This is a genomic window from Enterobacter sp. B79-1 (assembly GCF_057444735.1).
Genome location: NZ_JBYAZJ010000004.1, coordinates 208,016 through 226,824, shown reverse-complemented (window position 1 = coordinate 226,824; position 18,809 = coordinate 208,016). Strand labels below are relative to the sequence as shown.

18 protein-coding genes are annotated in these 18,809 nt (G+C 57.6%); 3 read left to right on the top strand and 15 right to left on the bottom strand.

Annotated features, from left to right (window positions below):
- Positions 1-8 precede the first annotated feature (8 nt).
- The 9 genes from AC2T6E_RS13965 to AC2T6E_RS13925 all read right to left on the bottom strand — a co-directional run bounded on the left by AC2T6E_RS13965 (position 9) and on the right by AC2T6E_RS13925 (position 5,868).
- Complete coding sequence (locus AC2T6E_RS13965; RefSeq protein ID WP_010435893.1) at positions 9-401, bottom strand: DoxX family protein; 393 nt, start codon at positions 399-401, stop codon at positions 9-11.
- 253 nt (positions 402-654) lie between these two features.
- Positions 655-951 carry a YqjK-like family protein gene (locus tag AC2T6E_RS13960; protein ID WP_010435892.1) on the bottom strand — a complete coding sequence of 99 codons (297 nt, stop codon included), beginning with the start codon at positions 949-951 and terminating at the stop codon, positions 655-657.
- Positions 948-1,346: a phage holin family protein gene (locus tag AC2T6E_RS13955; RefSeq protein WP_010435891.1), complete on the bottom strand. Its 399-nt coding sequence runs from the start codon at positions 1,344-1,346 to the stop codon at positions 948-950. Before AC2T6E_RS13955 ends, AC2T6E_RS13960 begins: the two co-directional genes overlap by 4 nt.
- Before the next feature lie 2 nt (positions 1,347-1,348).
- Positions 1,349-1,654, bottom strand: a complete 306-nt coding sequence (locus AC2T6E_RS13950; protein ID WP_010435890.1) for an ElaB/YgaM/YqjD family protein — start codon at positions 1,652-1,654, stop codon at positions 1,349-1,351.
- A gap of 29 nt (positions 1,655-1,683) precedes the next feature.
- On the bottom strand, positions 1,684-2,052 hold the full coding sequence (locus AC2T6E_RS13945) for a DUF1090 domain-containing protein (RefSeq protein ID WP_010435889.1): 369 nt from the start codon (positions 2,050-2,052) through the stop codon (positions 1,684-1,686).
- A 143-nt stretch (positions 2,053-2,195) separates the two neighbouring features.
- The gene (gene mzrA, locus AC2T6E_RS13940; protein WP_010435888.1) at positions 2,196-2,579 is read right to left on the bottom strand and encodes an EnvZ/OmpR regulon moderator MzrA; all 384 of its coding nucleotides are present in this window, start codon (positions 2,577-2,579) and stop codon (positions 2,196-2,198) included.
- Between the two features lie 2 nt (positions 2,580-2,581).
- A complete protein-coding gene (gene yqjA, locus AC2T6E_RS13935) occupies positions 2,582-3,244 on the bottom strand; it encodes a DedA family general envelope maintenance protein YqjA (protein WP_010435886.1) in 663 nt (220 codons plus the stop codon).
- 344 nt (positions 3,245-3,588) lie between these two features.
- Positions 3,589-4,365 (bottom strand): transcriptional regulator ExuR, encoded by a 777-nt coding sequence (exuR, locus tag AC2T6E_RS13930; RefSeq protein ID WP_010435883.1) that lies wholly within the window; start codon positions 4,363-4,365, stop codon positions 3,589-3,591.
- A gap of 204 nt (positions 4,366-4,569) precedes the next feature.
- Complete coding sequence (locus AC2T6E_RS13925; RefSeq protein WP_174341484.1) at positions 4,570-5,868, bottom strand: MFS transporter; 1,299 nt, start codon at positions 5,866-5,868, stop codon at positions 4,570-4,572.
- Between the two features lie 475 nt (positions 5,869-6,343).
- On the opposite strand from AC2T6E_RS13925, the gene uxaC reads away from it, so the two are divergent.
- Together uxaC and AC2T6E_RS13915 are read left to right on the top strand one after the other, a co-directional pair.
- On the top strand, positions 6,344-7,756 hold the full coding sequence (gene uxaC, locus AC2T6E_RS13920; RefSeq protein WP_325840090.1) for a glucuronate isomerase: 1,413 nt from the start codon (positions 6,344-6,346) through the stop codon (positions 7,754-7,756).
- Between the two features lie 17 nt (positions 7,757-7,773).
- On the top strand, positions 7,774-9,261 hold the full coding sequence (locus AC2T6E_RS13915; RefSeq protein WP_337256733.1) for a UxaA family hydrolase: 1,488 nt from the start codon (positions 7,774-7,776) through the stop codon (positions 9,259-9,261).
- Positions 9,262-9,346: 85 nt separating this feature from the next.
- On the opposite strand, the gene sstT is transcribed toward AC2T6E_RS13915, so the two are convergent.
- From sstT to AC2T6E_RS13895, 4 genes are all read right to left on the bottom strand, one after another.
- The gene (gene sstT, locus AC2T6E_RS13910) at positions 9,347-10,588 is read right to left on the bottom strand and encodes a serine/threonine transporter SstT (RefSeq protein ID WP_431643285.1); all 1,242 of its coding nucleotides are present in this window, start codon (positions 10,586-10,588) and stop codon (positions 9,347-9,349) included.
- A gap of 256 nt (positions 10,589-10,844) precedes the next feature.
- Positions 10,845-11,810, bottom strand: coding sequence for a TerC family protein (locus AC2T6E_RS13905; RefSeq protein ID WP_174341486.1), 966 nt, complete (start codon positions 11,808-11,810; stop codon positions 10,845-10,847).
- A 250-nt stretch (positions 11,811-12,060) separates the two neighbouring features.
- On the bottom strand, positions 12,061-13,059 hold the full coding sequence (locus tag AC2T6E_RS13900; RefSeq protein ID WP_010435866.1) for a Gfo/Idh/MocA family protein: 999 nt from the start codon (positions 13,057-13,059) through the stop codon (positions 12,061-12,063).
- Positions 13,060-13,129: 70 nt separating this feature from the next.
- Positions 13,130-13,633 (bottom strand): YgjP-like metallopeptidase domain-containing protein, encoded by a 504-nt coding sequence (locus tag AC2T6E_RS13895; RefSeq protein WP_047347756.1) that lies wholly within the window; start codon positions 13,631-13,633, stop codon positions 13,130-13,132.
- Between the two features lie 83 nt (positions 13,634-13,716).
- On the opposite strand from AC2T6E_RS13895, the gene rlmG reads away from it, so the two are divergent.
- On the top strand, positions 13,717-14,853 hold the full coding sequence (rlmG, locus tag AC2T6E_RS13890; protein ID WP_023333530.1) for a 23S rRNA (guanine(1835)-N(2))-methyltransferase RlmG: 1,137 nt from the start codon (positions 13,717-13,719) through the stop codon (positions 14,851-14,853).
- Between the two features lie 139 nt (positions 14,854-14,992).
- On the opposite strand, the gene AC2T6E_RS13885 is transcribed toward rlmG, so the two are convergent.
- Both AC2T6E_RS13885 and lsrK read right to left on the bottom strand, forming a co-directional pair.
- Entirely contained in the window at positions 14,993-17,014 is a 2,022-nt protein-coding gene (locus tag AC2T6E_RS13885; protein WP_486692199.1) for an oxidoreductase, read from the bottom strand.
- Between the two features lie 185 nt (positions 17,015-17,199).
- Positions 17,200-18,780, bottom strand: a complete 1,581-nt coding sequence (gene lsrK / locus AC2T6E_RS13880) for an autoinducer-2 kinase (RefSeq protein ID WP_486692197.1) — start codon at positions 18,778-18,780, stop codon at positions 17,200-17,202.
- Between the last annotated feature and the right edge of the window lie 29 nt (positions 18,781-18,809).

Here is an 18,809-nt window from a genome sequence, read left to right as displayed (position 1 = left end):
TAGCGTGCTTACCACTTCTTATTCAGAAGGCGGTCGATGCTGTATGCGCCTGGGCCAGTGATGGCCAGCAGCAGGAAGCCACCCGCGATGGTCAGGTTTTTCATGAACATCAGAGAGTTCACGCCTTCCGCAAAGTTGCTGTGGAACAGGAAGGCTGTCAGCAGGGTGAAGCCTGCGGTGAACAGCGCGGTGGTACGGGTCAGGAAGCCGAACAGCACTGCCAGGCCGCCGCCGAACTCAAGCAGGATGGTCAGAGGCAGCAGGAACCCCGGCACGCCCATGGCTTCCATATATTGCTGGGTACCCGCGTAACCGGTGATTTTTCCCCAACCTGCCACGATGAACAGAATTGGCATCAGAATACGTGCTACCAGTACACCAACATCTTCTAATTTTTTCATTTTACTCTCCAGGAAACCACATAAGCGGCTGAACTTTATTTGTCTGCAATTCCGGGTAGATACCGCGGCTCTGCTGTCGATGGAGAGGATAATAAACGGGGCGGGGGACAATTGTTAGCAAGGAAAACTGTCAATCTTTATCAAAGATATTGAGTAAGCGTGGGGAGGGATTTTTGCCGGGTGGCGCTGCGCTTACCCGGCCTACGGATAAAATGTAGGCCGGGTAAGGCACAGCCGCCACCCGGCAAGAAGGCTAGCGTAACTGCTGCTGCCGCAACGTTGCTTTCACCAGACGCCAGGCGCTCCAGGCACCAAAGCCGCGACGTGCCCAGCGGATCAGCATATTAGGATGACGAACCGTCCAGATAGCCATCACGCTGCTGCCCACCAGCGCCCAGGAACGCAGGCTCAGGAAGGTGTTCCAGCCCCGGTCGAACGGACGTGTTGCCTCGATCCAGTCGCGACGACCGGCGGACAGATCCAGCCGTTGCTGTTGGATCTGGCTTAGCAGATACGCTTTTCGCTTTTGACGTTCGGCTTTATCGCTCACGGCTTGTCATCCTCCAGCAGCGAACGATCGTTAGCCAGCTCCTGGCGCGTGTGGCGCAGGAAGGTAGACCTGCGTGCTTTACGCATTGTCCAGATGCCGCCAATCAATGCCGCAACCAGTAACACCACCGTGGTGGCGATCATCGCGTTAAGACGATACTGCGGGTCGATAGCCCAGATGATTAATACCATCAGGCTCATCAGACCGAACGCGGCGAAGAGCATGGTGAGCCCGAGCATGAGCAGCATCTGGAAGAGATTGGCTTTCTCCTCTTCCAGTTCAACCACTGCCAGCCGGACGCGCGTTTCGGCAATGCCGACCAGCGTGGTTAATATACGCTGGCCGATACCGAGGACGTTATTAGCAGGCCCTTGTGCGTGACGAGGATCTTCCATAATCAACGACGCGTCAGCAGGACACCCAGCACTACACCAACGGCAGCGCCAATACCCACACCCGTCCACGGATTGTCGCGAACATATTCGTCAGCGCGCGCGGCGGCTTCACGGGTCTGTTTAGCTAACGCATCGCCGGTTTCACCGAGGCGATAACGGCTCTCTTTCAGCGCCTGCTCCGCTTTGCTGCGAAGTTTGCTGACCTCTTCTTTCGACTTATCGGCAGAAGAGCTAAGTACCTCTTCCAGGGTGTCCGCCAGTGATTTCAGTTCAGCGCGCAGGTTTTCTGACGTAGTATCTTTTGACATGATTCTCTCCTGTTGAGATTTCCGTTAACTCAATAATCGCGAGCTTCCAGCGCTTTCAGGTCGTCCTGCGCTTCTTTCAACTTCTTCTCGCGCTTGGCAATTTTTTCCGCATCCCCTTTCTCTTTCGCTTCCTGAAGGTCTTGACGGCGCTCGGCTATCTCGTCCTTCTGTTCAGCGATTTTTTTCTGGTGATCGGCACGCAGCTTGCTGTCGGAACAGTTGGCTTTCACTTCGCTTAACGCTTTCTTCAGGCCATCAACGCGGTGCTGATTATTATGCTTTTCGGCATAACCGATCTCGCGCTGAATATCCTGTTCTTTCTCCTGACAGAGAGAGGTGGCGTATGAAGCTGTGCTTAAAGACAAAAGGGCCAGAGCCAGGGTAATGCGGAATTTCATTATCGAAACCTTCCATTGTGTTACGGCGTGAGCCGTGATCCAGAACTATGCGGAGAACATCTGAGGGGTGCTCCGCGTACTTAAGCATAGTAAGTAAACGGCGTAATCACCAAAGTGAGTGAAAAGATTCGGAATCCTGGTAATTAACCAAACCGATGCGACGTATCGCGTAGCAGCGACATCCAGGAGGCAACATGGCTGTCGTCTTCCTGCTGCGCAATGATATAACCCTGCGGCAGCGTTCTGTCGAGCACGGCTTTTGCCGCTGCACTCTGCGCGCTGGAGTCAAATTTTATCAGCAGCACGTCGTCTTGCGGCGTAATGCTTTTAAAGCGGATCCCGTTGGCGTCCAGATGATGCCAGATGGAAAAACCATCCGGCACGCTGGCGCCCTGATTCACCGGACGTATTGCCAGCGTCGATTCCTGATGCTGCAGCGCAGCCCATGCCAGGATCAGGACGCTGAACATCATCAGCGCGATCATGGCGTAAGAGACGCGACGCAGGGCGAGCGGGGAGATAACCATGGTTAACCTCTGGCGCCGTATTTCTTTTTCCACAGGACAACCAGCGAGCCCACCAGGCCAAAGACCAGCAGGACCACCGGTAACAGCATCAGGCAGGACATCAACTGATCTTCATACTTCATGAAGACCGGGGTTTTGCCCAGCGCGTAGCCCAACGTGGTGAGGATCAGTACCCATAACAGGCCGCTCATCCAGTTAAAGAACTGGAAGCGAGTACTGCTCAGACCGGACAGCCCGGCGATGGTGGGCAGCAGAGTACGGACAAAAGCGATAAAACGGCCCATCAGCAGCGCCGAAAGCCCGTGCTTATGGAAAAGATGGTGCGCGCGCTGGTGGTAATGCGCCGGAAGATGCGAAAGCCAGTTTTGTACGATCCGCGTGTTGCCCAGCCATCGCCCCTGAATGTAGCTCACCCAGCAGCCCAGGCTGGCCGCAATGGTTAACAGCAATACGGTTTGCGGGAAGGCCATCGCCCCTTTCGCACAGAGTACGCCGACCAGCACCAGCAGACTGTCGCCCGGTAAAAAGGCGGCAGGAAGAAGTCCGTTCTCAAGGAACAGAATCATAAAGAGGACAAAATAAAGCATGCCAATCATGGAAGGGTTGGCCAGCGTTTCGAAATCCTGAGCCCACAGGGCATTCAGTAGTTGGGTCAAAAGTTCCATTCAGTGTTCCTGGAAATCGGTTAACGTCACGCCTGTAATCCGGGAAAAACAGCACGGCGACATTGTTGTGATTTCATTATGGTCGCTCGCGGACACATTGGTGTGTGGCCAACACTGTTCCCTGTTAATTGGCTGGTTAGCAAGCACTAACTTACAAAATAACGAAGTGAATCCAATTGTAACAAAGCCCGACGTTCTGCGTCACAGAATTTGCAGGGGTGAAGTGATTTTGGCGTAAGGCCTGGAAGGGAGCGAGGGATTTTACAAAGGCTGACACTATATATGTTTTGCTTACCCCAGTTCGCCATCAGGCGCAGCGAAGCGCCTGCCAGCAGAAAGGGAGACTATTTTGCCTGACTGGATGCGGTATCGAGGTGAACCACGGGATTATCGGCAAAAAGATAGCGGTCAGCGTTAAATTCGAAGTCGTCGCTGGTCTCGTTGAACAACATCAGTTTGGTGTTTTCCAGGTGCTGCCACATCGCCAGTTTTGCCGCATGCGGATCTTTGCGAATCAGTGCCTTAAGGATTTGATCGTGATCGTCGCACCAGTTATCCACGGTGCGCGAATCGATATGATCGTGCAGTTTCTTCCAGTACGGGTTATGAACGCGCTGAGTCCACATTTTTTCCACGATTGCGGCCAGCGCCGTATTCTGCGTAGCCAGCGCCACCTGGACGTGGAACTGAAGATCCCATTCTGAATCGCGGAAACATTTTTCTTTACGCGCGTTTTCCTGTATCTCCATCAGCTTCATGATGTCCTGCTTGGTGACCTGCGTAGCGGCGAATTCGGCAATATTACTCTCGATCAACTGGCGAGCCTGGAGCAGCTCAAACGGACCGTAGCTGGCAAACTCCAGATTTTCGTCCGGTGCCGGGGAGTGTTTTGCCTGGTTGGAGATCACATGAATGCCGGAGCCTTTGCGTACCTCAACGTAGCCTTCCACTTCCAGCATGATGATGGCTTCGCGTACGACCGTACGGCTCACGCTCTTTTCATCCGCAATAAAGCGCTCAGCGGGAAGTTTATCACCGACAAGATAGACGCCTTGCTCGATGCGATCTTTCAGCTCGGCAGCAAGTTGTTGATATAAACGACGTGGTTCGGTGATTTCCATATGCGCTCCAGGCAGGGTACGGCGGATGATTTGTTATACCACTTTTGCGAGCCAGTCTCCAGATTTCGCCATGAAAAAAGCCGCCCGGAGGCGGCTTTTGAGAAGATTTTGCCGGGTGGCGCTGCGCTTACCCGGCCTACGATTTTATTGGGTTTTGTAGGCCGGGTCAGGCGAAGCCGCCACCCGGCTCCCGGCACAACAATGCTAACTCTGCGTAGCCGGTCCCCCAAGGGACTCTTTCGCCAGTTCGTCTGCGGATTTACTTTTCAGCACCGTCCAGATAACCACCGCACCCATCAGGTCGAAGATAGCCAGCACCGCGAACAGCGGGCTAAAGCCAATGGTATCTGCCAGGGCACCGACCACCAGCGCAAACATGGTGCTAGCGGTCCATGCCGCCATACCGGTCAGGCCGTTGGCCGTTGCCACTTCGTTACGACCGAAGACGTCAGACGAGAGCGTAATCAGCGCGCCGGACAGGGACTGGTGCGCAAAGCCACCAATACACAGCAGGGCGATAGCCACATATGGGCTGGTGAACAGGCCGATCATGCCTGGGCCGATCATCAGCAGGGCGCCCATGGTGACGACCATTTTACGGGAGACAATCAGGTTCACCCCAAACCAGCGCTGGAACAGCGGTGGCAGGTAGCCGCCCACGATACAGCCCAGGTCTGCGAACAGCATTGGCATCCAGGCGAACATCGCGATCTCTTTCAGGTTAAAGCCGTACACTTTAAACATGAACAGCGGGATCCAGGCGTTGAAGGTACCCCAGGCCGGTTCTGCCAGGAAGCGCGGCAGGGCGATACCCCAGAACTGACGAGTGCCCAGGATCTGCCAGACGGTCATTTTTTTGCCGTTGTTGGTCTGATGCTGAGATTCCTGACCACCAATGATGTATTCACGTTCTTCTTCAGAGAGTTTTTTCTGGTCGCGCGGGTGTTTATAGAACACCAGCCACGCCATTGCCCATGCAAAGCTCAGTACGCCAGAGATAATGAACGCCATCTGCCAGCTGTGCATCACGATGGCCCAGACCACCAGCGGCGGCGCAATCATCGCGCCGATAGACGAGCCGACGTTGAAGTAACCTACAGCGATGGAACGCTCTTTTGCCGGGAACCATTCGGAGCTTGCCTTCAGGCCCGCCGGGATCATGGCGGCTTCAGCCGCACCGACCGCACCACGCGCCAGCGCCAGGCCGCCCCAGCTGCCTGCCAGTGCGGTTGCACCGCAGAAAATCGCCCATGCTACGGCGAAAAAGGCATAGCCGATTTTGGTACCCAGAATATCCAGAACATAGCCTGCAACAGGCTGCATGATGGTATAAGCCGCGGAATAAGCCGCAATGATGTAGGAGTATTGCTGCGTGGTGATGTGCAACTCTTCCATCAACGTTGGAGCCGCTGCTGCCACTGTGTTACGCGTCAGGTAGCCCAGCACGGTGCCGAGCGTCACCAGTGCGATCATATACCAACGTAACCCTTTAATTTTACGCATGTAAAACCTCATCGTTATGTTATTTCCGTGCCAGCACACGGTAACAACTCAACCGTTGCCGGGAGTTGTTCAGTAACGGGAGGGGCATAACCGGGAGATGTCCCGGAACGGCCCGAACCTTGCCATAAGTCATCGTGCATAAGTCGGTTTCCGTACCGTTAAATCTGATGTTCTTGACACCAGCAATGCATTCCGTCGGCGTAGTGTTTGCGACGGCGAAACGATAACTTGTCATACAACTTTAAAAGGTGAGTGACATCACAAATGTGTGAATCTTTGTAGGGATATTCCGCGGTGCGAGCAAAGCCAGCATTGGCGCGGTCTGTGAGAGGGTTTACTCCATTTGGGGTAATTTTTTTGTCGACGTTTATTGATCTGACTCACGAAAAAAACTTCGGTGGGTGGAAATTGGTGTGATAACTTTGCAGCATATGAACATACGCTTTCTGACGCTCCCGTAATGAGGAAGACGATAATGACGCCGTTTATGACCGACGATTTTCTGTTAGATACCGAATTTGCTCGCCGCCTGTACCACGACTACGCAAAAGACCAGCCGATTTTCGACTACCACTGCCATTTACCGCCGCAGCAGGTTGCCGAAAATTACCGATTCAAAAACCTGTATGATATCTGGCTGAAGGGTGACCACTATAAATGGCGCGCGATGCGCACCAACGGCGTCGCTGAGCGCCTGTGCACCGGCGATGCCACCGATCGCGAGAAGTTTGACGCCTGGGCGGCCACCGTTCCGCATACCATCGGCAACCCGCTATACCACTGGACGCATCTTGAACTGCGTCGTCCGTTTGGCATCACCGGTAAACTGCTTTCTCCCGCGACTGCGGATGAAATCTGGGATCAATGCAACGCGCTGCTGGCGCAGGAACAGTTCTCCGCACGCGGCATCATGAAGCAGATGAACGTGAAGATGGTCGGCACCACCGACGATCCTGTCGATTCGCTCGAGCACCACGCCGTCGTTGCGAAAGACACCTCTTTCGACATTAAAGTGCTGCCAAGCTGGCGTCCGGATAAAGCCTTCAACATTGAGCAGTCCACCTTCACTGACTACATGGCGAAGCTGGCGGAAGTGTCCGATACCGATATTCGTCGTTTTGCTGACCTGCAAACCGCGCTGACCAAACGCCTGGATCACTTTGCGGCGCACGGCTGTAAAGTCTCTGACCACGCGCTGGACGTGGTGCTGTTTGCGGAGTCAAACGAAGCCGAGCTGGACAGCATTCTGGCGCGTCGTCTCTCCGGCGAAGACTTGAGCGAGCACGAAGTGGCGCAGTTTAAAACGGCGGTGCTGGTGTTCCTCGGCGCGGAATACGCCCGTCGCGGCTGGGTACAGCAGTACCATATCGGCGCGCTGCGCAATAACAACCAGCGCCAGTTCAAACTGATCGGTGCGGATGTGGGCTTCGACTCCATCAACGACCGTCCGCTGGCGGAAGAGCTGTCCAAACTGCTGAGCAAACAGAACGAGCAAAATCTGCTGCCAAAAACCATCCTCTACTGCCTGAACCCGCGCGATAACGAAGTGCTGGGTACCATGGTCGGCAACTTCCAGGGCGAAGGGATGCCGGGCAAGATGCAGTTCGGCTCCGGCTGGTGGTTCAACGATCAGAAAGACGGCATGGAGCGTCAAATGACGCAGCTGGCGCAGCTTGGCCTGCTGAGCCGCTTTGTCGGCATGCTGACCGACAGCCGCAGCTTCCTGTCCTATACCCGCCATGAATACTTCCGCCGCATTCTGTGCCAGATGATTGGCCGCTGGGTGCACGCGGGCGAAGCGCCAGCGGATATCCAGCTGCTGGGCGAAATGGTGAAAAACATCTGCTTTAACAATGCGCGTGACTACTTCGCCATTGAACTGAACTAAGGCCGTCTGAGGTTGATATGCAATACATCAAAATCCATTCGCTGGATAACGTGGCCGTCGCGCTGGCGGATTTGACCGAAGGAACGAACGTCACGTTCGACGGTCAGTCGGTCACGTTGTGCCAGGCCATTGGGCGTGGACACAAGTTTGCCCTGATCCCCATTGCGAAAGGGGAGAACGTGGTGAAGTACGGTTTGCCCATCGGTCATGCGCTGGCGGATATTGCACCGGGTGAATATATTCACTCCCACAATACCCGCACCAATCTGAGCGATCTGGACGAGTACAGCTATCAACCTGATTTCCAGGCGGAAGCCGGACAGGCGGCAGATCGTGACGTGCAGATCTTCCGTCGCGCCAGCGGCGAGGTGGGGATCCGCAACGAGCTGTGGATCCTCCCGACCGTCGGCTGCGTGAACGGGATTGCGCGTCAAATTCAGACGCGCTTCCTGAAAGAGACCAACGATGCCGAAGGCACTGACGGTGTGCATTTGTTCAGCCACACCTACGGCTGCTCTCAGCTGGGTGACGACCACATTAACACCCGCACCATGCTGCAAAACATGGTGCGTCACCCGAACGCGGGGGCGGTGCTGGTGATTGGCCTTGGCTGCGAGAACAATCAGGTTGACGCTTTCCGCGACACGCTGGGGGAATTCGACCCTGAGCGCGTGCATTTTATGGTGTGCCAGCATCAGGACGACGAAGTGGAAGCGGGCGTGGAGCAGCTTCATCAGTTGTATGACGTCATGCGCCATGACAAGCGCGAGCCGGGCAAGCTGAGCGAGCTGAAGTTTGGTCTGGAGTGCGGCGGATCTGATGGTCTTTCCGGCATTACCGCTAACCCGATGCTCGGACGTTTCTCCGACTACGTCATCGCTAACGGCGGCACCACGGTGCTGACCGAAGTGCCGGAAATGTTCGGCGCGGAGCGTATTCTGATGAGCCACTGCCGCGACGAAGAGACGTTTGAGAAAACCGTCACCATGGTGAACGACTTCAAACAGTACTTCATCGCCCATAATCAGCCGATTTATGAGAACCCGTCGCCGGGCAACAAGGCGGGGGGGATCACCACGCTGGAAGAGAAATCCCTCGGCTGCACCCAGAAAGCGGGCGCGAGCCAGGTGGTGGACGTGCTGCGCTACGGCGAGCGCCTGAAAACGCACGGGCTGAACCTGCTCAGCGCACCGGGCAACGATGCGGTCGCCACCAGCGCGCTGGCGGGTGCGGGTTGTCATATGGTGCTGTTCAGTACCGGTCGCGGTACGCCGTACGGCGGGTTTGTGCCGACGGTGAAAATCGCCACCAACAGCGAGCTGGCGACGAAGAAAAAACACTGGATCGACTTTGATGCGGGCCAGCTGATTCACGGCAAAGCGATGCCTGAATTGCTGATGGAGTTTGTGGACACTATCGTGGAATTTGCCAACGGTAAGCAGACCTGCAACGAGAAGAACGACTTCCGCGAGCTGGCGATCTTTAAGAGTGGTGTGACGCTGTAAGTTCTTTGTCGGGTGGCGGCTACGCCTTACCCGACCTACTAAACCCTGTAGGCCCGGTAAGGCGTAGCCGCCACCGGGCTTTTTTTTACCCGCGCAATGCGTTCTTCGCTAAACGCGCGTCTTCCGCCTGACAGGCCGCTGCGGTGAACAGCACGTCGGTAGAGGAGTTCAGCGCGGTTTCGCAGGAGTCCTGCAGCACGCCGATGATAAAGCCAACGGCTACCACCTGCATCGCGATCTCGTTCGGGATACCGAACATATTACACGCCAGCGGGATCAGCAGCAGCGAACCGCCCGCCACGCCCGATGCGCCACAGGCACACAGCGACGCCACCACGCTCAGCAGCAGTGCGGTCGGCAGATCCACCGGAATACCCAGCGTATGTACCGCCGCCAGGGTCAGCACGGTGATGGTGATTGCTGCGCCCGCCATGTTCACGGTTGCACCCAGCGGGATCGACACGGAATACGTATCGCGGTCCAGGTTCAGCTTCTCCGCCAGCGCCATGTTGACCGGAATGTTCGCCGCCGAACTGCGGGTGAAGAAGGCGTACACGCCGCTCTCGCGCAGGCAGGTCAGCACCAGCGGATACGGGTTGCGGCGGATCTGCCAGAACACCAGCAGTGGGTTAATGACCAGCGCGACCAGCAGCATACAACCGACCAGAACAACCAGCAGTTGCGCGTAGCCCCACAGCGCGTCGAAACCGGTGGTTGCCAGCGTCGAAGAAACGAGACCAAAGATCCCGATAGGCGCAAAGCGAATCACCAGTTTCACCATAAAGGTCACGGCGTTCGACAAATCGTTGACCAGGTGTCTCGTGGTGTCGTTACCGTGGCGCAGCGCGAAGCCCAGACCAATCGCCCAGACCAGGATGCCGATGTAGTTTCCGTTCATCAACGCCGTGACAGGGTTAGAAACCATGCTCATCAGCAGGCCGCGCAGAACTTCCACAATGCCGGATGGCGGCGTGATATCACCGGCCGCGCTGGTCAGGTGCAGCGTGGACGGGAACAGGAAGCTAAACACCACGGCCGTTAAGGCAGCAGAGAAGGTTCCCAGCAGATACAGGAAGAGAATAGGGCGAATGTTGGTTTTTTGTCCGTGCTGGTGGTTAGCGATTGACGCCATCACCAGCATCAGAACCAGTACCGGTGCGACGGCCTTCAGTGCGCCCACGAACAGCGTCCCGAGCAGTCCCGTGGCTTCCGCAGCGGGTTTTGACACCATCGCCAGCAGAATACCCAGTACCAACCCGACCAGAATTTGTTTTACAAGACTGCCCTGCGCCAGGCGCGCGAACAGACCGCGTGATTGTGTGCTCATACGTTATTCCTGAGTGAAATTGCGTTCCATCCTGGATGTGCTCTAAGTCACATTTGTGTCCGGATGTAAGTATTTGTTTGCCTGGTTGAGTATCAGGGAAAGCAGCGAAAGGCGGAAGCGTAAAATGCTGGATTTTACGTGTTGCGTCATGTTTTTTAACTATTGGTTAACGAAAATGCCGGGTGGCGCTGCGCTTACCCGGCCTACGGAGTGACGTTGTAGGCCCGGTAAGCGCAGCGCCACCGGGCAAAACGCATTAAGCCTGCTGCTTCTTATCGTGCTGGCGGTTAACCCAGGTATTGATAATCAGCGTCACGATCAGAATGCCGAACACCACGCCGAGCGAAATGGCGATCGGGATATGGTAGAAATCGACGATCAGCATCTTGATACCGATAAACACCAGGATCACCGACAGACCGTACTTCAGCATCGAGAAGCGCTCCGCCGCGCCCGCCAGCAGGAAGTACATCGCACGCAGGCCGAGAATGGCGAACAGGTTAGAGGTCAGCACGATGAACGGGTCGGTAGTGACCGCAAAGATAGCCGGGATGCTGTCCACCGCAAAAATCACGTCGCTAAGCTCAACCAGGATCAGCACCAGCAGCAGCGGGGTGGCAAACAGCAGGCCGTTTTTGCGCACGAAGAAGTGCTCGCTCTCAATCTTGTCCGTCATGCGCAGATGGCCGCGGATCCACTTCACCAGCGGCTTATCGCCGATACCGGTATCGTCTTCTTTCGCCAGCGCCATTTTGATACCGGTGAACAGCAGGAACGCGCCGAAGACATACAGCAGCCATTCGAACTGGGTAATCAGCCAGCTGCCGGCGAAGATCATGACGGTACGAAGGACAATGGCACCCAGCACGCCGTACACCAGCACGCGACGCTGCAGGGCTGCAGGCACGGCAAAGTAGCTGAACAGCATCAGCCAGACGAAGACGTTATCAACCGCCAGGGCTTTTTCAATCAGATAGCCGGTGAGGAAGGCGAGCGCCTGAGGATCGGCCACCGCGCGGCCTTCGGTCGAGGCCAGATACCACCAAAAAGCGGCGCAGAAGAGGAGTGAGAGGGTAACCCAGACCAGCGACCAGACGGCGGCCTGCTTAACGCTCATGCCGTGCTCGCCACGACGACCCTGCAAAAAGAGGTCGATCGCCAGCATGATGAGCACGACAACCGCGAATCCGCCCCACAGCATTGGAGTGCCGACAGAATGCATACTATTTTCCTTACACATAAAAAACAAAAACGGCCATGGTCAGAAGACGATAGCCGTTAGCTTTTTATGCATAGACCTCGCCTTCCGGCAAGGTCTCACTTACAACCACGAGGGTTGCCCGGCGACCGGATGCGTGTTTAACGCATCGTAATGACGATCCACCGGCGAAGAAGTTACTCCCCTTTGCAGGTAACAAAATATGTCAGACCATTGGTTTCGTCAATGGTCTGCACGGTTTCATTACACAGTTTTACGCGATAGCTTCCGCGCTCACGTCGTCTGCCGGAAACACCACGCCGGTCTGACGGCGGATCTCCGTTTGCAGTTTCGCCGTGGTGCGGCTCACCGCGAGGCCCGGGTGATTCACTTCGTTGTCTTCCACCAGACGGGCGAAGACCTCTGCCTCATAGAGCATAGTGTTAATATGCTGAGGCTGCGTCAGCTCCTGCGCTTTACCGCCGCGCGGCACAAAGCTCACCTTCTGGCACTCGGAGATCTTCTCGATAACCAGCGAGCCCGCTTCGCCCTGAATTTCGCTCGGCAGCACCGAATCGCTCACCTTGGAGTGCTGCAGCGTCACGCTGAAATCGCCGTAGTCCAGCACCGCTAAACCGTGCGCATCCACGCCGCTTTCCAGCAGGCTGGCGGTGGCCGTTACGCCATGCGGCTCGCCCCACAGCGCCACGGCGGAGGCCAGACAATAGAAACCGATATCCATAATCGAGCCGTTAGAGAAGGCCGGGTTAAAGGTGTTCGGGTTCTCGCCGTCCAGGTAGCGCTGGTAGCGCGACGAGTACTGGCAGTAGTTGATAAAGGCTTTACGCACTTTGCCAATTTTCGGCAGGGACTGCTGCAGCAGCAGGAAATTCGGCAGGCTGGCGGTTTTAAACGCTTCGAACAGCACCACCTGGTTTTCGCGGGCAAGCGCAATGGCCGCTTCCACTTCCTGAATATTCGATGCCAGCGGCTTCTCGCAAATCACATGCTTTTTATGGCTGAGGAACAGCTTCGTTTGCGGGAAGTGCAGGGAGTTCGGGCTGGCAATATAGACCGCGTCAATGGCGTCGCTTTGCGCCATCTCGTCGAGCGAGGTGAAGAGATGCTCAACGAGGTAGTCGTTAGCAAAACTCTGCGCCTGCTCGAGGCTGCGGGAATAGACCGCGGTAAGCTTATATTTGCCGGTTTCGTGGGCGGCGTCGACGAACTGGCGCGTGATCCAGTTCGTTCCAATGACTGCGAAACGTATCATAAACGTTTACGTACTCCGTAGCGGGGAACCTTTAGCCACTGTAGCACGTCATCATGACAATTCGCGTGCGCTATTCCGCATTACTATTTAACGATAAATGCGTAAGCCATAGCCGGGTATCAAACTCCAGCTGGTGGTACTGCGGCTCCATGTGGCAGCACAGGGAATAGAACGCTTTGTCGTGCTCTTTCTCTTTCAGATGCGCCAGCTCATGGACGACGATCATCCGCAGAAAGGCTTCCGGCGCGTTACGGAAAACCGTCGCGACGCGGATTTCGGCCTTCGCCTTCAGCTTGCCGCCCTGCACGCGGGAGATGGCGGTGTGCAGGCCGAGCGCGTTTTTCAGCACGTGGATCTTGTTGTCGTACATCACCTTGTTGATCGGCGGCGCGCTCTTGAGATAACGGCTTTTCAGATCCTGCGTATACTGCCAGAGGGCTTTATCGGTCGCGAAATCGTGCGTGCCGGGATAGCGTTTTTCCAGCACCGCGCCGAGCTTCTGCTCGGCAATCAGGCTGCGAACCTGAGTCAGTAAATGCTCCGGATAGCCCTGGAGATAAGTAAGTTGGTTCATCAACGCCCCAAATCGACAATAAAACGGGTATACTCACGCACCCTTTTCAGGGATACGCCAAATTTTACCATTCAGGAGGGCCGATGAGCCACTTAGACAACGGTTTCCGTTCACTCAACCTTAAACGTTTCCCGGAAACGGACGACGTTAACCCGCTCATGGCGTGGGAAGCGGCGGATGAATATCTGCTGCAGCAGTTGGATGAGACTGAAATCCGCGGCCCGGTTTTGATCCTGAATGACGCCTTTGGCGCGCTGGGCTGTGCCCTGGCGGAGCACACGCCATACAGCATCGGCGATTCCTACCTGAGCGAGCTGGCGACGCGTGAAAACCTGCGCCATAACGACATCGAAGAGTCCAGCGTGAAGTTCCTCGACAGCACCGCGGATTACCCGCAGGCACCGGGCGTGGTGCTGATTAAGGTGCCAAAAACCATGGCGCTGCTGGAGCAACAGCTTCGCGCGCTGCGTAAGGTCGTGACGCCAGAAACCCGCATTATCGCGGGTGCCAAAGCGCGCGATATTCACACCTCGACGCTGGAGCTATTCGAGAAAGTCCTCGGCCCGACCACCACGACGCTGGCGTGGAAAAAAGCGCGCCTGATCAACTGCACCTTCAGCGCGCCGGAGCTGGCCGACGCGCCGGAGACCCTGAGCTGGAAGCTGGAAGGCACCGACTGGACCATCCACAACCATGCGAACGTCTTCTCCCGTACCGGGCTGGATATCGGCGCGCGTTTCTTCATGGAACATCTGCCGGAAAATCTGGAAGGTGAGATTGTCGATCTGGGCTGTGGCAACGGCGTGATTGGCCTGACGCTGCTGGCGAAGAACCCGGACGCCAGCGTGGTGTTCAGCGACGAATCGCCTATGGCGGTGGCCTCCAGCCGTCTGAACGTGGAAACCAACATGCCGGAAGCGCTGGACCGCTGCGAGTTTATGATCAACAACGCGCTGTCGGGCGTAGAGCCGTTCCGCTTCAACGCCGTGTTCTGCAACCCGCCGTTCCACCAGAAGCACGCCCTGACGGATAATGTCGCGTGGGAGATGTTCCACCACGCGCGCCGCTGCCTGAAAATCAACGGTGAGCTGTACATCGTGGCGAACCGCCACCTGGACTACTTCCACAAGCTGAAGAAGATTTTCGGCAACTGCGTCACCATTGCGACCAATAACAAGTTCGTGGTGCTGAAGGCGGTGAAGCTGGGGCGTCGTCGTTAAGATTGTTTTGCCTGGCGGCGCTTCGCTTGCACAGGCCTACGTAGTGTGCGGTCTGATGCCCGGTGGCGCTTCGCTTACCGGGCCTACAATGGCCTCGGACTCGTAGGCCCGGTAAGCGAAGCGCCACCGGGCGATGCAGTTAAATACTCAGCGCCAACTTCGTCCCCTGCGCAATTGCCCGCCGCGCGTCCAGCTCCATCGCCACGTCGCATCCGCCAATCAAATGCACCGTTTTACCGGCTTCGCGCAGCGGATCCGCCAGATCGCGCTTCGGCTCCTGCCCGGCACATAAAATGACATGATCCACGCGCAGCAGATGCGGTTCGCCGCCGATCGTGACGTGCAGCCCCTCGTCGTCGATCTTCTGGTAGCTGACCGCCGGGATCATCTTCACCCCGCGTGAGAGCAGGGTGGCGCGGTGGATCCAGCCCGTGGTTTTGCCCAGCCCTTCGCCCGGCTTGCTGGCTTTACGCTGGAGCATCACGATCTGGCGCGGGCTTTTCGGCAGCTGCGGCCCTTCCGGGCGTAGCCCGCCGGACTGGCTCAGGCTGGTGTCGATACCCCATTCCACGCAAAACTCGGCAATGTTCTGGCTGGTGGCCTCGCCCGGCTGGCTTAAATACATCGCGGTATCAAAACCGATCCCGCCGCAGCCGATAATCGCCACCTTCTCGCCAACCGGCGCTTTGTCGCGCAATACGTCCAGATAGCTCAACACCTTCGGATGATCGATACCCTCGATCGCCGGCATGCGCGGTACGATCCCGCTCGCCAGAATCACCTCGTCGAAACCGATCAGATCCGCCGCGCTGACAAACTGGTTAAGCCGCAGATCGACGCCTGTAAGCTCGATCATCCGGCGGTAGTAGCGCAGCGTTTCATAGAACTCCTCTTTGCCGGGGATCTGTTTGGCGATATTAAACTGGCCGCCAATCTCCGCCAGCGCATCAAACAGCGTCACGCTGTGCCCGCGCGAGGCGGCATTCACCGCAAACGCCAGCCCTGCCGGGCCTGCGCCCACCACGGCCAGGCGTTTTTTATTGACCGCCGGAACGACCGGCATTTTGGTTTCATGGCAGGCGCGCGGGTTAACCAGGCAAGAGGTCACCTTGCCGACGAAAATCTGATCCAGACAGGCCTGGTTACAGCCGATGCAGGTATTAATCTCATCCGCACGACCGCTTTGCGCTTTGGAGAGCAGTTCGGCATCTGCGAGGAACGGACGCGCCATCGACACCATATCGGCATCGCCGCGTGAAATCACATCGTCCGCCACCTGCGGATCGTTAATGCGGTTGGTGGTGACCAGCGGAACAGACACTTTGCCCTTCAGCCTGCGCGTTACCCAGCTGAACGCCGCGCGCGGTACCGGCGTGGCGATGGTCGGGATGCGCGCCTCGTGCCAGCCGATGCCGGTGTTGATAATCGTGGCACCAGCGGCTTCAATCGCCTGCGCCAGCTGCACGGTTTCCTCGAACGTCCCGCCGCCTTCCACCAGGTCGAGCATCGACAGGCGGAAAACGATAATAAAGTCCGCGCCCGCACGTTCGCGCACCGCGCGCACCACCTCCACGGCAAAGCGCATCCGGCGGGCATAGTCGCCGCCCCATTCGTCGTCGCGCTGGTTGGTGCGGGCGGCGAGGAATTCGTTGATCAGGTAGCCTTCTGAGCCCATCACCTCAACGCCGTCGTAGCCCGCCTCGCGCGCCAGCGCCGCGCAGCGGGCGAAGTCGTCAATCAATGCCAGGATCTCGTCGTGGGTGAGAGCGTGAGGTTTAAAGCGGTTAATCGGCGCCTGAAGAGCCGACGGCGCGACCAGGTTCGGCTGATAGCTGTAGCGTCCTGTGTGCAGGATTTGCAGGGCGATTTTACCGCCCTCGCGGTGTACCGCGTCGGTCACAATGCGGTGGTGCGCCAGCTGTGACGCATCGTTCAGGACCGCGCCGCCCTCCATGCCCACACCGGAAGGAGCCGGGGCCACGCCGCCGGTGACAATCAACGCCACCCCGTGGCGGGCGCGCTCGGCATAGAAGGCCGCCAGACGCTCGGCCCCGTCCGGATGCTCCTCCAGCCCGGTGTGCATCGAGCCCATCAACACGCGGTTTTTGAGTGTGGTGAACCCCAGATCGAGGGGGGCGAATAACGACGGGTAGCGGCTCATAGTCTCTTCCAGTGTAAAATTATTGTTATGTGGTCGGATGAGTTACTAATTTAGCCAGCGGCAGCGGAAAGGTAAAAGCGGGATCGAATGATTGTGATAGATCTCAAAGAACTTCCCCGGTGGCGCTGCGCTTACCGGGGCTACAAAACCGTAGGCCGGATAAGCGCAGCGCCATCCGGCGTTTTTTACGGCGCCGTTGCCCGCACCAGCCCCGGCGCCTGCCACATCGACGTCGTCAGCCCGCTGTCCACCAGCCCCAGCTGGTCGGCGTACACCGCCTGCCACTTCTGCATCATGCCGTCGTACAGCTCGCGGTGCTGCGGGTTCGGCGTGAACTCGCGGCTCCATTTCACCAGCCGCTCGCCCGTCGAGGCCATATCCGCAAACAGCCCCGCGCCCGCGCCTGCCGCAATTGCGCAGCCGAGCGCTGTCGCCTCTTTCACCTCCGGCACGCGCACCGGCAGCCCGGTGACGTCGCTTAATATCTGGCTCCAGAGGGCGCCATTAGCCCCGCCGCCTGCAAACACCAGGCTCTCAAACGTCACGCCGGAGAAGCGCGAGATCTGCGCCAGGTTGCAGGCCGAGACAATCGCCGCGTTCTCTTCCAGGGCGCGGAACAGCGTCGCTTTGTTGCACTTTTCCGGGTCGATGGAGAGATTAATAAACGACGGTGCGGCGTGGTACCACTGCTTAAAATGCATCGCGTCGGAGAAGATCGGCATCACCCCGTGTGAACCCGCCGGTACGCGGCTCGCCATCTCTTCCAGCAGGGAATAGGTGTCCATCCCCATCCGTTCGGCAATCAGCTTTTCCTCGGCGCAGAAGGCGTCGCGGAACCAGCGCATGGTCAGCCCGGTAAAGAAGCTGATCGACTCCGCCTGCGCCATGCCGGGGATAACGTGCGGGTTCACGCGGATGTTCATGTCGGGGTCGGTACGCACCTGCGGCAGGTTCACCACCTGCTGCCAGAAGGTACCGCCCAGCACCGCCGTTTGCCCGGCGCGAACCACGCCCAGCCCCAGGCAGCCCAGCTGCACGTCGCCGCCGCCCATCACCACCGGCGTGCCTTCGCGCAGGCCGCTCTGCTGCGCGGCCTCTTTGGTGATAGCGCCTAGCACGGTGCCGGTCTCTTTCACCGGGGAGAGGATATCGGCGCGCAGGCCGGCCATGTCGAGCAGCGCCGGCCGCCAGTCGCGGGAGAAGAGATCCAGCATGCCGGTGGTGCCCGCATTGGACGGATCGACCGCCAGCTCGCCGGAGAGCTTCGCCGCCAGCCAGTCGCTGATCATGGTGATGGTGGCGGCCTTGCGGTAAATATCCGGGCGATGGTGTGCCAGCCACAGCAGGCGCGGCATCGCGCTCAGCGCCAGCGTCTGGCCGGAAACCTCATACACTTCGGATTCAAAACGGTCGTCGTGGATCTCTTTGAGTTCAGCCACCTCGCGGCTGGCGCGGGCGTCGACGTTGGCGCAGGCCCAGATGGCCTCGCCGTTGCGGTCATACAGCACGATCCCTTCGCGCATGGAACAGCAGGCGACGGACTGAATATCCGCCGCGCTCAGGTGCGCACGTTCCAGCGCCTGATAAATACACTGGCAGGCCAGCCGCCAGTTGGTCTCCAGGTCGAACTCCATTGACCCCGGCACGTTCTCCACGCTCAGGTGCTTCCACTCGGCCTGGCCGACGGCAATCTGGTTGCCCTGTAAATCGAAAATAACGGCGCGAACGCTGCCTGTCCCTGCATCTAACGCTAAAAGGTAACTCATGAGCTTGCCTCATTGTTAGCGCAGGGCAG

Coding starts and splice junctions, on each gene's coding strand:
- AC2T6E_RS13900 (WP_010435866.1), bottom strand. CDS start 13,059: ATGATACGTTTCGCAGTCATTGGAACGAACTGGATCACGCGCCAGTTC.
- uxaC (WP_325840090.1), top strand. CDS start 6,344: ATGACGCCGTTTATGACCGACGATTTTCTGTTAGATACCGAATTTGCT.
- AC2T6E_RS13915 (WP_337256733.1), top strand. CDS start 7,774: ATGCAATACATCAAAATCCATTCGCTGGATAACGTGGCCGTCGCGCTG.
- lsrK (WP_486692197.1), bottom strand. CDS start 18,780: ATGAGTTACCTTTTAGCGTTAGATGCAGGGACAGGCAGCGTTCGCGCC.
- rlmG (WP_023333530.1), top strand. CDS start 13,717: ATGAGCCACTTAGACAACGGTTTCCGTTCACTCAACCTTAAACGTTTC.
- sstT (WP_431643285.1), bottom strand. CDS start 10,588: ATGAGCACACAATCACGCGGTCTGTTCGCGCGCCTGGCGCAGGGCAGT.
- AC2T6E_RS13895 (WP_047347756.1), bottom strand. CDS start 13,633: ATGAACCAACTTACTTATCTCCAGGGCTATCCGGAGCATTTACTGACT.
- AC2T6E_RS13885 (WP_486692199.1), bottom strand. CDS start 17,014: ATGAGCCGCTACCCGTCGTTATTCGCCCCCCTCGATCTGGGGTTCACC.
- AC2T6E_RS13950 (WP_010435890.1), bottom strand. CDS start 1,654: ATGTCAAAAGATACTACGTCAGAAAACCTGCGCGCTGAACTGAAATCA.
- mzrA (WP_010435888.1), bottom strand. CDS start 2,579: ATGGTTATCTCCCCGCTCGCCCTGCGTCGCGTCTCTTACGCCATGATC.
- yqjA (WP_010435886.1), bottom strand. CDS start 3,244: ATGGAACTTTTGACCCAACTACTGAATGCCCTGTGGGCTCAGGATTTC.
- AC2T6E_RS13905 (WP_174341486.1), bottom strand. CDS start 11,810: ATGCATTCTGTCGGCACTCCAATGCTGTGGGGCGGATTCGCGGTTGTC.
- exuR (WP_010435883.1), bottom strand. CDS start 4,365: ATGGAAATCACCGAACCACGTCGTTTATATCAACAACTTGCTGCCGAG.
- AC2T6E_RS13945 (WP_010435889.1), bottom strand. CDS start 2,052: ATGAAATTCCGCATTACCCTGGCTCTGGCCCTTTTGTCTTTAAGCACA.
- AC2T6E_RS13965 (WP_010435893.1), bottom strand. CDS start 401: ATGAAAAAATTAGAAGATGTTGGTGTACTGGTAGCACGTATTCTGATG.
- AC2T6E_RS13955 (WP_010435891.1), bottom strand. CDS start 1,346: ATGGAAGATCCTCGTCACGCACAAGGGCCTGCTAATAACGTCCTCGGT.
- AC2T6E_RS13925 (WP_174341484.1), bottom strand. CDS start 5,868: ATGCGTAAAATTAAAGGGTTACGTTGGTATATGATCGCACTGGTGACG.